Below are 13,969 nucleotides of genomic sequence, written 5' to 3'. Positions count from 1 at the left end.
CTCCGCGACCATCCTTGGCGGCGACAAGTCCCTCGTGCCGCCGCCTGCGGAGCCGGGCATCCTCCTCCCGCTCGGCTCCGCCCATCTTTTCCAACTTCGCGAGCCCGTCATGAATCCCACGCTCACCACCCGCATGGCCAATCTCCGCCGCCGCATGGCCGAGACCTCGACCGATCTCGTTGCCATCGGCCCCTCGAGCCACATGCGTTGGCTTGCTGATCTCTCGCCCCATGGCGATGAGCGTCCGGTCATGCTGCTCGTGAGCCAGACCTATGCCGGCTTCCTGATGCCAGCGCTGAACGTCGATAGCTCCCGCCAGTACACCGATCTGCCCTTCTTCCCTTGGGCCGATGCCGATGGCCCAAGCGCCGCACTCGAACAGTTGATCGACGCCACGGGCATTTCCCGCGAAAACCCGTCGATCGTTCTCGACGAAACCATGCGCACCGATTTTTCGCTGCTGCTGCTCGATGCCCTACCGGACTCAGAGCGCCGCTTCACCCAGGATACTGTCGGCTATCTCCGTTCGCGCAAGGACGAGGACGAATATAAGCGCCTCAAGGCCGCGCATCTCCTCAACGATCGCGCCGTCGCTGCCGCCTTTGCCGCCCTAAAGCCCGGCATGACCGAACTCGACGTCGCCGCCTTCATCGGCGACTTCTACAAGGCCAATGGCGCTACAACCGAATTCTGCTCGGTCTGCTTCGGTCCCAACGGCGCCTTCCCACATCATCACACCGGCGCGACCCAACTTAAATCCGGCGATGCCGTGCTGATCGATACCGGCTGCCGTCTCGATGGCTACCCCTCGGACATGACCCGCATGGGCTATTTCCAATCGGCGCCGGAAGGCTACGGTCAGATCCACTCGATCATAGACCGCGCCGTCGAAGCTGCCATCGCAGCCGCCGTTCCCGGCGCCAAAGCCAGCGAAGTCGATAGGGCGGCCCGCGACGTCATCACCAATGCCGGCTACGGCCCCAATTTCCTCCACCGCACCGGCCACGGCCTCGGCATCGACGTGCATGAAGCGCCCTACATCACCGGCACCAGCGAAACCGTGCTCGACGAAGGCATGGTCTTCTCCATCGAGCCGGGGATTTATCTCCAGGGCCAGTTCGGCCTGCGGCTGGAAGAAATCGTCATCATCCGTGATGGTAAGGCGGAGATATTTTCCGAGATGCCGCGCACGGCCGTGGCTGCCGGTTGATCTTTCTTCACCTCTCCCTTTGGGGGGAGAGGTCGGCTTGCGTAACAAGCCGGGTGAGGGGGCCTTCAAGCGGGCAGGGGATTGCCAAAGGGCCCCCTCACCCGCCGCTACGCGTCGACCTCTCCCCAAAGGGAGAGGTGAAGATCAAAGCCCCTTCGCGACTTCCTCAAGCTGCGCGGCAACCATGCCCCAGCCCTCGTGGAACCCCATCTTCTCGTGGGCCTCCTTGTCTTCCTTATTCCAGTGCCGCGCGACTGCCGTATACCGCGTCTTGCCGCCTTCGTTCTCGAAGGTCAGCGAGCAGGTAAAGAACGGCTTGGCCGAAGGCTTCCAGTCGCCGACATAGGCGTCAGTGAAAACCAGCTTCTTGTTCGGTACGATCTCAAGATATTGGCCGGGATTGGGATATTCATTGCCCGCCTCGTCAGCCATCACCACCACATTGCCACCGCCGACGCGGAGGTCGACGGTCGCCCGTGGCGTCGACCAAGGCTTTGGCGCAAACCATTGTGTCATCAGTGCCGGCTCGGTCCAGCAGCGATAGACAGTTTCCGGCGGCGCGTCGATCAGGCGGGTCAGAACCAGGTCGCGGTCGGTATCGATAGTGTCATTGCTCATTTGAATGCCCTCTGTTGGGTTGGATCTGTCCTGGCGACGAAAGGGCCACAGGTGCTTCGACATTTCCAACTGAAAATTTCGTCCGGACCGCCAAACTTCTGTTGTATGGAAGCGTCGTCGAGTGGGTGAGGAGTAGGACATGGCGCGAAACGAACAAGTGCTAAACAGCGGCTGGACCCTAACCTGCCTCGACGGTCCAAGTGCCAGACCGGGCCTCCCCAGCACGATCCCCGCGACCGTGCCGGGCACGGTCCACACCGATCTTCTCGCCGCTCGCCTCATTCCTGATCCCTATCTCGATCTCAACGAAATCGCCGTCGACTGGGTCGGCAAATGCGATTGGCGCTACGAGACGACATTCGACTGGACCGATGACGGCTCCGAAATCGTCGACCTCGTCTTCGCAGGCCTCGACACCTTCGCGACCGTCGTGCTCAACGGCGTCACGCTCGGCGAAACCGCCAACATGAACCGGACCTACCGTTTCGCTGTTCGCGATCATCTGCGTGCCGGGGAAAACCACCTCGCGGTCACCTTCCAATCCGCCTGGACACGCGGCGAAGCGCTCGACAACATCTATGAGCCACGGCCGAACAACTATCCCGGCCCGGCGAACCTGATGCGAAAGATGGCCTGCAATTTCGGTTGGGACTGGGGCCCCACCCTGGTCACGGCAGGTCTCTGGCAGGGCGTCACGCTGAAGTCCTGGTCAACAGCGCGTCTCGGTGCGATCCGTTCGGAAATCACCCTGAAGGGCGCCGACGGCCACGTACGCATCCACGCCGAGATAGAAGGCGCCACTTCCGACCTGATGCTGCGCGTCTCAGTCGCTGGCGAAACGGTCACGTTGCCGGCCGGCTTTGCGGAACTAACCATTCCCAGCCCTCAACTTTGGTGGCCCACCGGTCTCGGCAATCAACCGCTCTATGACCTGGCGATTGAGCTGCTCGCTGGTGATACCGTCTTGGACACCTGGCAGCGAAAGATCGGTTTCCGCTCCCTCCGCCTCGACACTACGCCTGATGCCGAAGGCGCTCCATTCACCTTCGTCATCAACGATGTGCCCGTCTATATCTGCGGCGCTAACTGGATCCCCGACGATTGCTTCTTGCCGCGCGTCACGCCTGAGCGCTACGCCGCCCGGATCGCCCAGGCGAAGGCTGCCAACATCAACATGCTCCGTGTCTGGGGTGGCGGCATCTATGAAACTGACGCCTTCTACGAGGAATGCGACCGTCAGGGCATGCTTGTCTGGCAAGACTTTCTGTTCGCCTGCGCCGCCTATCCGGAAGAAGGCGATCTCCCCGCCGAAATCGAAGCCGAAGCGCGCGACAACATAGTCCGCCTCATGCCGCATCCCTCGCTGGTGCTTTGGAACGGCAACAATGAGAATATCTGGGGCTGGTTCGATTGGGGCTGGCAGGAAGCGCTTGATGGCCGAACGTGGGGCCTCGGCTACTATCTCGACCTCTTGCCGCGCCTCGTCGCCGAACTCGACCCGACGCGACCCTATTGGGCTGGCAGCCCCTATTCGGGCTCGATGGACATCCACCCCAATGATCCCGACCACGGCTGCACCCACCTTTGGGATGTCTGGAACGAGATCGGCTACGAGCATTACGCCGACTCTGTCCCGCGCTTCTGCTCCGAATTTGGCTGGCAAGCTCCGCCGACGTGGGCAACGCTGATCCAATCGGTCCACGACAATCCGCTGACTCCGACGTCGCCCGGCGTTTGGCATCACCAAAAGGCGACCATCGGCAACGACAAGCTTTTGCGTGGTCTCAAGGGCCACTTGCCCGAACCGCAAAATATGGATGATTGGCACTTCGCCACGCAGCTCAATCAGGCTCGCGCCATCACGTTCGGCATCGAACACATGCGCAGCCATCGCGGCCGCAATATGGGCGCCATCGTCTGGCAATTGAACGACTGCTGGCCCGTCAATTCTTGGGCCGCGATTGACGGCTATGGGCGCTTGAAACCGCTCTGGTACGCGCTCCGAGCCGTCTATCATCCGCACCTGCTGACCATCCAACCACGCGGCGAAGGCCTCAGCGTCATTGCAATCAACGAACGCACGCTCTTCTGGCGCGGTCCCGTTACCATCAAGCGCCTCCGCTTCGACGGCACGGTCCTCGCAGAATGGACCCACTGGCGCCTATGCGCAGATCGTCTTTCAGCGGCCGAACTCCCGATCCCCGCCGATGTTGCGACGCCCAGCGACAAATCCAACGAACTGCTTGTCGCCACAATGCACGACAGCACGGCCTTCTACTATTTTGCCGAGGACATCGACCTCGCGCTGCCCGAACCAAAGTTCAGCCTAACGGTCGAACGCGCGGACGAAAGCTGGAAAGTGACAGTGGCGGCCGAGAGCTTCCTCAAGGACATCTGCCTCTTTGTGGATCGCCTTCATCCGGACGCAGAAATCGACGATATGCTGCTCACACTACTGCCGGGGCAGGGGCATGTCTTTATGGTTCGATCGCTCATAGAGCTGGACGCAAAGACGCTGTCGAGCGCGCCCGTCTTCCGGTGTGCCAATCAATTGAGGTAGCCCTCAGCAGTCCTCATGGTGAGGTGCGCAGCGTAGCGAAGCCTCGAACCACGAGGGCGTGGCACTTAAATATCGGTGCACGCCCTCGTCCTTCGAGGCTCGCCTGTGGCGAGCACCTCAGGATGAGGGCTACTTGACCATTTGAATAGACGCAGTGGCTCAGCCTTGCAGTGCAGCCAGAGCCGGCCGCAAATGTCCCTTGTGCTCAGCTAACATCGCTTCGGCCGTGCGGAGGTCTGCCGCGCCAGCGGCCAGCAACACCGCCGGTTTTACCGCTCCCTCGCTCGTCTCCAGCACCGCCGCAGCGCGTTCAGCACTGGCCCCCGAAATAGCCGCAACAATACCCTTCGCTCTTTCTCGCAGCTTAATATTGTCCGCCACCACATTCACCATGTAGCCGTCATGCACATGGCCGAGGTGGATAGCCATCATGGTTGAAAGCATATTGAGCGCGATCTTCTGCGCAGTGCCTGCCCCCATGCGCGTCGATCCGGCAATCACCTCAGGCGGCGTTGGCAGGCAGATACCCACATCTGCGATTTCGAGAATGCGCGTCCCGACATTATTGGCAAAGCCGATCGTCTTCGCCCCACGCTCCTTCGCCGTACGCAATGCCTCAACGGGGTAGGGTGTCTGGCCACTAGCAGTAACGCCGATCACGCAATCCCGGCTATCGAGCTGCAATGTCTCAATGGCCTGTCGCGCTGCGTCGCCGTCGTCCTCCGGGCCGCCTGTCATGTTCACAAGCGCATCGGCCCCACCAGCCAATAAGACAACGATCTGCTCTCGCCTGATTCCATACGTGCCAGGCAGTTCCAGTGCATCGGCCAAAGCCATCAGGCCCGAACTGCCTGCCGCCGCGTAGACGAGCCTCCCACCTGCCTCGATCGTTTCCGCTGCGAGTGTGGCGGCGCGCGCCAGATCTGCTACAGCCGAACGCACGCTCAGCGCAGCCTTGGCTTGCCCTTCTGCCAAGACATCCAGCACCTCTTCGGGCGGTCGAGTGTCGAGCCCCGTTGCAGCGGCGTGACGATTTTCGGTGCGGCGTGATGACATTGATTGCTCCATGCCCGGATAATGCCAAAAAAATACCACTTGTCCAGTTGTGGTCCACTTGGCATAACGCCAAAGGCTCGTTAGCTTAACTTGTGCAGCAAAATCATGGAGCGTCCGACCTTTGGGGCGACCTGATCGGCGCCTAGCTTCTGCCAATGGTATTTCATTGGTATTTAATTACCGGGGGGAGCATGACTGAAGCCTATGAAGCCTTCTTCTCTGATCGCCCCATTGCGCTTTCGCAGTCCGGTCCGCTCTATCTCCAGCTCAAGCGTTGGATAGAGGATGCAATAAACAATGGCGCCATCAACCCCGGCGACGCTCTACCGTCTGAACGCGATCTGGCGCTAAAAGTCGATGTGTCCCGGGTCACAGTCCGTAAGGCCGTGACGCAATTGGTCCAGGAAGGTGTTCTGGTTCAGCGCCACGGCTCCGGCACGTTTGTCGCCCCGCCCACGCAGCGCGTGGAACAGTCCCTGTCTCAGCTCACCTCATTCACCGAGGATATGGCGCGTCGCGGCATGGAAGTGCATGCCGAGTGGCTCGATCGCGGTCTCTATGTGCCGTCCCCCGAAGAAACGGTCATTCTCGGCCTGTCCTCAGGCGAAAAGGTTGCGCGGATCGCGCGCTTGCGCCTGACCGGAGAAACACCCCTCGCCATCGAACGTGCCAGCCTATCCGGCACGATACTTCCTGAGCCGGTCGCGATCGGCGATTCTCTTTATAAGCACCTCGATCTCTCTGGAAATCGGCCCACTCGCGCTATCCAGCGCATCCGCGCCGCCAATCTCGGTGAAGACGATGCACACCTTTTGCAGGTGCCGGTCGGATCGGCTGGGCTCAATATCGAACGCACGTCCTATCTGCCATCGGGCCGCGTCATCGAATTTACCCGCTCCATTTATCGGGGCGACACCTATGACTTTGTCGCCGAACTTCGGCTCGGCGATGGCATACCGAACGGAGCAAGCAAGCCATGACCACCCAGACCCACATGCGCCGTGAAGTAAACGAGATCCCTCAGGTCGTCTCCAACTTCCTCAGCCAGTCGGCCGGTACGCTCGACGCCGCAGCGAAACGCCTTCGCGAAGAAAACCCAGCAGTCGTCGTGACCGTCGCCCGAGGCTCCTCCGATCACGCTTGCTCGTATTTGAAATACGCCATCGAACTTACCCTGGGCCTGCCGGTCGCCTCCATCGGTCCATCCATTGCCTCGATCTATGGCAAGGATCTGCGTCTTCCGAGCGCTGCCGCTATCGCCATTTCCCAATCCGGCAAGAGCCCCGATATTGTCGGCATGGCGCAGTCAGCGCGTCGCAGCGGTGCAACGGCAATCGCCATCACCAACACGGCTGGTTCCCCTCTCGCTGAAGCAAGCGATTTTACCGTTGATCTCCATGCCGGGCTCGAGCAGAGCGTGGCGGCCACCAAGACTTTCGTGACGTCCGTGGTAGCCGGGCTTGCGCTCGTGTCGCGCTGGAGCGGCGATGCCGAACTGTCTCGCGCGATCGATGCATTGCCGGAAAGTCTCGCCAAGGCAGTCGCCTGCGATTGGTCTGAGCTCATCGGCGCCCTCGACAGGCACAATGCGCTCTACGTCCTTGGGCGCGGGCCAGGCTTTGCCATCGCCAATGAGGCCGCGCTCAAGTTCAAGGAAACCTGCAACATTCAGGCAGAATCCTACAGCGCCGCCGAAGTCATGCATGGTCCGGTTGCCATCGTTACCCCCGGCTATCCCGTGCTCGGGCTTGCCGCCCGCGATGCGGCCGAAGTGTCGGTGGCTGACATGGCTCACAAACTGGCCGGGCAGGGCGCCTTGTCCTTCCTCACCAGCGATCGACCCGGTGCAGCCAAGGGTCTGCCATTCGCAGCAACAGGACATCCGATCACTGATCCGCTGTCGCTGATAGTTTCGTTCTATGGCTTCGTCGAGGCCCTGTCTCGACATCGTGGTCTCAACCCTGACGTGCCGCCGGCGCTGAAGAAGGTGACCGAAACGGTATGAGCGATCTTCTCGCCATTTCTGGCGCCCGCATCTTCGATAGCCGAGATTGGCATGACGATGCTGCGCTGCTGATCGAGTTTGGCTACATCTCTGGCATCGCGCGTGCAAGCGATATTCCGACCAATGCGGAGCCTGTTCGGCTTGATGGGGGCATGATCGTCCCGGGCTTCATTGACCTGCAGGTCAATGGCGGTGGCGGCGTCCTGCTCAACAACGATCCATCGATTGACGGCATCCGCACGATATGTGCCGCGCACGCGCAATTTGGCACGACTGGCCTTTTGCCGACCTTGATTACGGATACCGTCGAGGTCAACGAGGCCGCTATAGCGGCGGGCAAGGCGGCGGCTCAAGCACATGTGCCTGGATTTCTGGGGCTTCATCTTGAAGGGCCACACCTCGCGATTTCGCGTAAAGGCACCCATGACCCCGCACTCATCCGGGCAATGACGGATGCCGACCTCGCTCGGCTCAAGTCTGCGGCAACAGATTTGCCGAACCTTCTGTGTACTGTTGCCGCTGAAACCGTCTCTGCCCAACAAATCGAGGAGCTGGTCAAAGCGGGCGCCGTCGTCAGTCTCGGCCATTCGGACGCAAGCTATAACGAGGCGATCGCCGCGTTCGACGCAGGCGCAACCATGGCTACGCATCTCTTCAATGCTATGAGTCAGATCGGCAACCGCGAGCCGGGGCTTGTCGGTGCGGTGCTCGATCGTCCCGACATCTTCGCTGGATTGATCGCTGACGGCATCCACGTTCACGTTGGTAGCATCGGTATTGCCCTGCGCGGGAAGCGAGGGGACGGGCGCATTTTTCTTGTCACCGACGCCATGTCGCAAACCGGCACCGATATACAAACACTGACCCTCAACGGACGAACCATCACGCGCTCAGATGGTGCGCTACGCTTGGCCGACGGCACCCTGGCCGGCGCAGACCTCGACATGATCGACGCCGTCAATTTCATGATCGATACAATTGGCCTGGACCCAGGCGAAGCGCTCCGAATGGCATCGCTTTATCCCGCAGAATCTATGAACATTGCAGATGCCCATGGCACTCTTCTGAAGGGCGCCGTCGGCAGTTTCGTTCACCTTTCTGAGGAGCGTTCAATCCGCTCGACCTGGATCAATGGCGTAAAAGCGTTTCAAGCTTGATCAGCCGCGCCCGATATAGGGCATCTTGGTCGCCATCACCGTCATGAACTGAACGTTCGCGGAAAGCGGCAGGCTTGCCATATAGGTAATGGCGTCGACCACATGCTGGAGGTCGAATGTGGGCTCCGGCATCATTTCGCCGTTTGGCTGCAAGGAGCCGGAATTCATCTGGCTCGTCATGTCGGTTGCCGCGTTACCGATATCGATTTGCCCGCAGGCAATGTCGAATGTCCGACCATCGAGCGATATCGCCTTGGTGAGCCCCGTGATGGCATGCTTGGATGCAGTATATGACGCGGCCTGTGGGCGCGGCGCATGTGCGGAGATTGATCCGTTATTGATGATACGCCCCCCTTGCGGTGTTTGCTCCCGCATCAGTCGGAACGCCTCGCGCGCAACGTAAAAGGCGCCGTTGAGATTGGTGTCGATCATCTCGCGCCAGGTTGCGACGTCGAGATCCCCGAAAATCTTGGCTGGAGCGAAGCGGCCGGCATTGTTAAAGACCAGATCAAGCCGCCCGTGCCGCTGACGAATCTGCGCGAACATGCTTGCGACCGCGTCCGGGTCCGTAACGTCGCAGACAAAACCGTCAACGCGTATTTCCGACATCGCTGTTTCGACGAGCTCGGTGCGCCGCCCGCAGATGATGACCTGCCAACCTGCAGTGACCAAGCCTGAGGCGACCGCCCGCCCGATTCCTGATGTGCCCCCGGTAACCAATGCAATTCCTGTCGTGCTCATCGCGCTCTTCTCCACATAGCGGCCATGGTTATGCCATGTCTCATGGACTAGGGCCGCTCTGTCAAATCATGGGTCCGGGGTACAAGGAGTTTCGGGTTTCTTGCTGCAAACCCCCGAGAGTCCGGGGTTTTTAACGACAGGTTCACAAATCTTACCAGAAGGTTTCGATCTGTGTGCTGAATCTGCAACATCCGAAACGCAACCATATTGTGGCGGCCAAAATGGCGTTTTGTTCGATTGCGTCCAATTCCGGCATGCGTAGAGTGGGTCTTGCGAATCCATGCATGGGATCGTTTGTCGGTCGCAACGCGACGGCAACACACTGCACCACGAATAGTGTGGTCGCGTTACGACAAACCGCTGGGTAACCGGCACCAAAATGACTGACTTTGGAGGTCAACTAATGAAACTCAAGAGCCTTATCCTCGGTTCTGTTGCCGCCGCTGGTCTCTCGACCGCTGGCTTTGCCGCCGATCTGGGCGTCCTCACCTCGCTGGACGTCTGCGACGCTCTCGGTCTTTCGGGCCTGACCATCTCGTCCGAAACCAACTGCCTGCAGCTCTCGGGCGGCGTTTCCTATGAATTCAACTACGGTGATTACCGCACCGAAGGTACCGTCGCTGCAACTTTTGACAGCAACCGTGCGATCTCGATTGACGATGGTGCCGCTGACTGGGCAACCAAGGTTGAAGCTTGGCTGAAGGCCGTCGGTACCGCTGACTCTGATTTCGGCCCTGCTAAGGCAGTTATCAAGATCAAGGAAGTCGATCTCACCCGTGTTTATCGCAATGTTAACGGCGTTGCTGGCGTAAATAGCGTTGACAATGACGGCGAGCGCGTTGGTCTCTACATCGATGAAGCTTATGTTTCTGTCGGTGACACCACTGTCCTCATGGCCGGTAAGAAGAGCTCGATCGCGGAACTCGGCGATGACGCTCCGTTCAACTTCCTCGGCCTGTTCAGCTCGGACGGTATCGATGGCAAGGGTGTTGGTATCGACGGCGACTATACCGGTCTCGGTGGTCACTCGATTCAGGTAGTTTCTGATCTTGGCAACGGCGTTCGCGTGGGCGCGGGTCTTGAGAATCTAAACGACGAGACGCCAAACTTCGGCTCTGGCGGTCTTCAGAACGCTGTTAATATTGCTCGCGCAGGCACCCTCGTTGGGGTGGTCTCTTACGCTGGCGAGGGCCTCACTGCACACGTCACTGGTCTGGGCTTCGGACTCCTCGATGGCAACATTGAGTCGTGGGCTGTCCATGCTGGTGCCACGGGTACGTTCGATGCATTCAAGGTTCGTGGCGCAGTTTCCTACTGGGATAACTTCAAATTCGGCACGCAGAATGGTAACAATGACCTCCTCAATGCGCTGCTGAGCGTTGAAGGCACGTTTGACCTCTTCAAGATCGCTCTGTCGGGTGAAGTTGCAAACAACACCGGCGGCGCTGCTGGTGATTACACCGACTACGGCTTTGGCGGTTCGGTTGGCGTGAACGTTTCTGAAGGCGTTGATATCAACCTCGGCGCTCGCTACTTCTTCGACGATGTTACCGCTGCTGGCGTGAACGCGGACAAATCGACCTGGCAGGTTGCTGCTCAGATCGTTGCTGCTGTCACCCAGACCATCAAGGTCACCGGTGAAGTCGGTGGTTACTTCGGTAACGCCATCGCTGACAACGCTGCCTTCGCAAACGACAACGTGTTCTACGGTTCGGCTGAACTCGCTTGGGCTCCAGGCGGCGGTTTCACCTCGTCCGTCAAGGGCGAAGTCAACTCGGAATCGGCCTACAAGGTCACTTTCAAGGCTGCCAAGTCCTTCGAATAATCGAAGTCTGGGTTTCCAATTGGAAAGGCCCGGCGCAAGCCGGGCCTTTCTGCTTTTGAAAGTCTGCGCTTTTGCCGATCGCTGCCTTTTTCGGGGCGGGTAATTGATTTAGCGTCAGGCAGTTGCGTCACTCATTGGAATCGTCATGAAGAGCAAAATCCGTCACCTCGCGGCGCCTAGCATCCTTGCGCTCGGTTTTGCTCTTGCTGTGGCTGCGGCGCCTGTTGTCGCGCAGTCGTCGGTCGTGACTGTTCCTCCGCCGGTCGTTCAGGACTATTGGGTCAGTATTTCCCGGCAGCCAAACGGAATACTGGTGTTCGATGGATATGCACCAAGCGACGCTGCCCGCACCAGTTTCGCTCAAACTCCGTCGGTCGATGTGTCATTCCTGAAACTTGGTAGCGGCGCACCAGCCGGCTACGACGCCGCGGTTGCCTTCGGTCTCTCGGCACTCGGTCGTATGAGCGAAGGGCGGTTTGCCCTCCGCGACGATGTCATAACCCTCAGCGGCATTGCTGCCACTCAAGCGGACTTTTTAGGTCTGACAGGACCGCAGGCGCCAAAGCCGGCGTCAGGCTTGATCCTTGCAAAGTCCGAGGTCACTGCTCCTCTCGAAAAAAACTATACCTTCAGTTTGCGCAAGCAAGGAAATGGGTCGGTTGTTGCCTCCGGATTCGTGCCGCAGCCTAGTTTCGAACAACGCGTTCTTGCTGCCGTCGGACCGCGGTCCAGTTCAACGCTCCGCTTCGCCTCGGGTGAGCCTGTCAACTTCGAACGCGCTGTCGATGAGGCGCTCTCCCTCCTTGATCGGCTTCAAACGGGTGAGGTGAAGCTCGAAAACGGCTCGTGGCTTATTTCAGGCGCGCCCAAAAGCGCCGCCGATGCGAACGCCATACGAACCAGTTTCTCCGATGACCGGATGGCAGAAGGCGGCTGGAGCCTTGCCCTAAGTGACCCTGCGCCTGAAGCGGCTGCATTCAACTGGCGGCTTGAGAAAAGCGACACTGGCGCGATCACAATGACAGGTGCGGTCCCAACAGAAGCCTTCAAGCGCGTCATCGCGCTCCGTCTTGGGAATCAACTCCGAGATGAAGCTTCCATCGCTGACAACGCACCGGACGGTTTCATCACCGAGGCGCTCGCGGCTGCTGACGCACTGACATTGCTGAATGCGGGCACGGTCTCTTACGAAAACGGCAAGTGGTCGATCGTCGGTGAAGGTGAAAGCTCGGAAGCGGATCAGCAGATCACACAAGCAATGTCCGCCTTTGATGGCTGGACCATAGAAGTGAGTGCTCCAGCAGAATCCAGCGTGGCAGCGCAAGATCCGGATGCCCCGGCAGATCAGCCTGTACCCGCTGATGCCGAAGCGAGTACGCCGACCGCAACTGCCGAACCAATCCTCGCGAACCCGGAAGTTGACGTCGCAACCTCAGTCGCTCCAGCGACGCCGCCTGTCTTGAATGCAGACGACATAGCGGCTTGCAGCGCGTCGCTCAGTCAACTGTCCGCGCAAAACGGCATTCTGTTCAAATCCGGTGCGGCCGTCCTCGCCGAAGGAACCGACGTCATCCTTCGCGCGATGGCCACTGCCGCCAACCAGTGTCCCAGCGCAGCGCTCGACGTTGCTGGCCATACGGACTCCGACGGTGTGGCATCAGCTAATTTGGCGCTGTCCGTCTCGCGCGCCGAAGCCGTCATTAATGCCCTGATTGCTTTGGGTGTCGATGCGAGCCGGCTTTACGCCATCGGCTATGGTGACGCGCAGCCTGTTGCCGATAACGATACCCAGGCTGGCAAAGCTCAAAACCGGCGCATTGTGGTGTCTGTACGCCAGCCCCAGTGATCAGGCAGCGCGCTTCTTCTTGATGGCTGTCACATCAGTGACGAAGCGCAGCACCGCCTCGATCTCTTCGTGCTGATCGAACAGGGCAGGGGACCCCTGGCCGGCGATCGTCAATGCCAGCGCATCGGGACGGCGTCGAACCATTTCGTCATATGTTTCGCGCCGCAACTGGTCGGTGAGTTGCGTCCGGAGAAGCATCACCGGCACCGAAGCCAGCGCGTCGAACAAGGGCCATTGCGGCGTCAGAACGTCGTCAACGCCGATGTTCTCAAGCTGCGACAAGAGCTTTTCGTCGAAAAGTGGTCGAGCGCGCCCGCGCTTGTCGATGAAATGGCTGCGCAGGGCGAGCGCGTCGAGCGCATCTTCGGATAGCTCGGGATAATCGCCGGCCAGCATCCGCCGAAATCCAGACGCCACGCGCTGGCTACCCTTCAGCGAAGAAAGATGCGCAAGATTGTTTCGAAGTCGAACGATACCGCGGGAATCGACCATGGGCCCAGAATCGAGCAGCACCACGCCGCCAATCAGCAGCGGATGCTCAGCGGCTAGCGATAGAACGACCTGCCCACCTTGCCCCTGACCCAGAAAAATCGCCCGCGGAATTCCAAGTGCTGCAAGAATATCGGCTACGTCTCTGGCATCGGCCAAGGTGTTGTAGTGGTCGGCTTTTACCCTGTCGTCGGCTCGGCCGCGGCCCGGAAGATCGATCAAAACAAGCGCACGCGCATTGTCAGAGGCGCGATTGAAGTAACTGGCAAAGTCGGTGAAGTCGCTCATGTTGCGTTGGAGGCCAGGCAGACAGACAAGCGGCATGGCGGTGTTTGAAAGCGAACCACTGACATGCACAGCCGCATGGACGCCGGCCGCGCGAGTCTCGATAAGTCGAACCGGAAATGCCGCAAAAGGCTTGTGATCTGCTGGGATCACTCGTTTCCTTGCCAATGCAACCTC

General features: G+C 59.7%; 11 protein-coding genes. 7 read left to right on the top strand and 4 right to left on the bottom strand.

Annotated elements, in window-relative coordinates:
* Window positions 1–109: 109 nt before the first annotated feature.
* Complete coding sequence (locus DevBK_RS08000; RefSeq protein ID WP_317185059.1) at window positions 110–1,210, top strand: M24 family metallopeptidase; 1,101 nt, start codon at window positions 110–112, stop codon at window positions 1,208–1,210.
* 144 nt (window positions 1,211–1,354) lie between these two features.
* On the opposite strand, the gene DevBK_RS07995 is transcribed toward DevBK_RS08000, so the two are convergent.
* Window positions 1,355–1,828, bottom strand: coding sequence for an SRPBCC family protein (locus tag DevBK_RS07995; protein WP_317185058.1), 474 nt, complete (start codon window positions 1,826–1,828; stop codon window positions 1,355–1,357).
* 139 nt (window positions 1,829–1,967) lie between these two features.
* Between DevBK_RS07995 and DevBK_RS07990 the strand changes: the two genes are divergently transcribed.
* The gene (locus tag DevBK_RS07990; RefSeq protein ID WP_317185057.1) at window positions 1,968–4,388 is read left to right on the top strand and encodes a glycosyl hydrolase 2 galactose-binding domain-containing protein; all 2,421 of its coding nucleotides are present in this window, start codon (window positions 1,968–1,970) and stop codon (window positions 4,386–4,388) included.
* A gap of 159 nt (window positions 4,389–4,547) precedes the next feature.
* Here the strand turns inward: DevBK_RS07990 and DevBK_RS07985 are convergent, their stop codons facing one another.
* Complete coding sequence (locus DevBK_RS07985; protein WP_317185056.1) at window positions 4,548–5,444, bottom strand: N-acetylmuramic acid 6-phosphate etherase; 897 nt, start codon at window positions 5,442–5,444, stop codon at window positions 4,548–4,550.
* Window positions 5,445–5,635: 191 nt separating this feature from the next.
* Between DevBK_RS07985 and DevBK_RS07980 the strand changes: the two genes are divergently transcribed.
* From DevBK_RS07980 to nagA, 3 genes are read left to right on the top strand one after another with little or no spacing between them, the layout of a single operon-like run.
* On the top strand, window positions 5,636–6,424 hold the full coding sequence (locus DevBK_RS07980) for a GntR family transcriptional regulator (protein WP_317185055.1): 789 nt from the start codon (window positions 5,636–5,638) through the stop codon (window positions 6,422–6,424).
* Window positions 6,421–7,449 carry an SIS domain-containing protein gene (locus tag DevBK_RS07975; RefSeq protein ID WP_317185054.1) on the top strand — a complete coding sequence of 343 codons (1,029 nt, stop codon included), beginning with the start codon at window positions 6,421–6,423 and terminating at the stop codon, window positions 7,447–7,449. Before DevBK_RS07980 ends, DevBK_RS07975 begins: the two co-directional genes overlap by 4 nt.
* A complete protein-coding gene (gene nagA / locus DevBK_RS07970; RefSeq protein WP_317185053.1) occupies window positions 7,446–8,606 on the top strand; it encodes an N-acetylglucosamine-6-phosphate deacetylase in 1,161 nt (386 codons plus the stop codon). The genes DevBK_RS07975 and nagA overlap by 4 nt, the downstream gene beginning before the upstream one ends.
* Here nagA and DevBK_RS07965 read toward each other — a convergent pair whose 3' ends face one another.
* Window positions 8,607–9,347, bottom strand: a complete 741-nt coding sequence (locus DevBK_RS07965; protein WP_317185052.1) for an SDR family oxidoreductase — start codon at window positions 9,345–9,347, stop codon at window positions 8,607–8,609.
* Window positions 9,348–9,750: 403 nt separating this feature from the next.
* Here DevBK_RS07965 and DevBK_RS07960 point away from each other — a divergent pair, with 403 nt between their 5' ends.
* Both DevBK_RS07960 and DevBK_RS07955 read left to right on the top strand, forming a co-directional pair.
* Entirely contained in the window at window positions 9,751–11,172 is a 1,422-nt protein-coding gene (locus tag DevBK_RS07960; protein ID WP_317185051.1) for a hypothetical protein, read from the top strand.
* 208 nt (window positions 11,173–11,380) lie between these two features.
* Window positions 11,381–13,018, top strand: coding sequence for an OmpA family protein (locus tag DevBK_RS07955; RefSeq protein ID WP_317185050.1), 1,638 nt, complete (start codon window positions 11,381–11,383; stop codon window positions 13,016–13,018).
* Here DevBK_RS07955 and DevBK_RS07950 read toward each other — a convergent pair whose 3' ends face one another.
* Window positions 13,019–13,945 carry an alpha/beta hydrolase gene (locus DevBK_RS07950; protein ID WP_317185049.1) on the bottom strand — a complete coding sequence of 309 codons (927 nt, stop codon included), beginning with the start codon at window positions 13,943–13,945 and terminating at the stop codon, window positions 13,019–13,021.
* Window positions 13,946–13,969: the final 24 nt, after the last annotated feature.

Source organism: Devosia sp. BK, from assembly GCF_032907385.1.
Classification (GTDB): Bacteria; Pseudomonadota; Alphaproteobacteria; order Rhizobiales; family Devosiaceae; genus Devosia.
The sequence above is the reverse complement of the archived record's forward strand: the minus strand, read 5'-3'. Positions and strand labels throughout refer to the sequence as shown.

Coding starts and splice junctions, on each gene's coding strand:
- DevBK_RS08000 (WP_317185059.1), top strand. CDS start 110: ATGAATCCCACGCTCACCACCCGCATGGCCAATCTCCGCCGCCGCATG.
- DevBK_RS07995 (WP_317185058.1), bottom strand. CDS start 1,828: ATGAGCAATGACACTATCGATACCGACCGCGACCTGGTTCTGACCCGC.
- DevBK_RS07990 (WP_317185057.1), top strand. CDS start 1,968: ATGGCGCGAAACGAACAAGTGCTAAACAGCGGCTGGACCCTAACCTGC.
- DevBK_RS07985 (WP_317185056.1), bottom strand. CDS start 5,444: ATGTCATCACGCCGCACCGAAAATCGTCACGCCGCTGCAACGGGGCTC.
- DevBK_RS07980 (WP_317185055.1), top strand. CDS start 5,636: ATGACTGAAGCCTATGAAGCCTTCTTCTCTGATCGCCCCATTGCGCTT.
- DevBK_RS07975 (WP_317185054.1), top strand. CDS start 6,421: ATGACCACCCAGACCCACATGCGCCGTGAAGTAAACGAGATCCCTCAG.
- nagA (WP_317185053.1), top strand. CDS start 7,446: ATGAGCGATCTTCTCGCCATTTCTGGCGCCCGCATCTTCGATAGCCGA.
- DevBK_RS07965 (WP_317185052.1), bottom strand. CDS start 9,347: ATGAGCACGACAGGAATTGCATTGGTTACCGGGGGCACATCAGGAATC.
- DevBK_RS07960 (WP_317185051.1), top strand. CDS start 9,751: ATGAAACTCAAGAGCCTTATCCTCGGTTCTGTTGCCGCCGCTGGTCTC.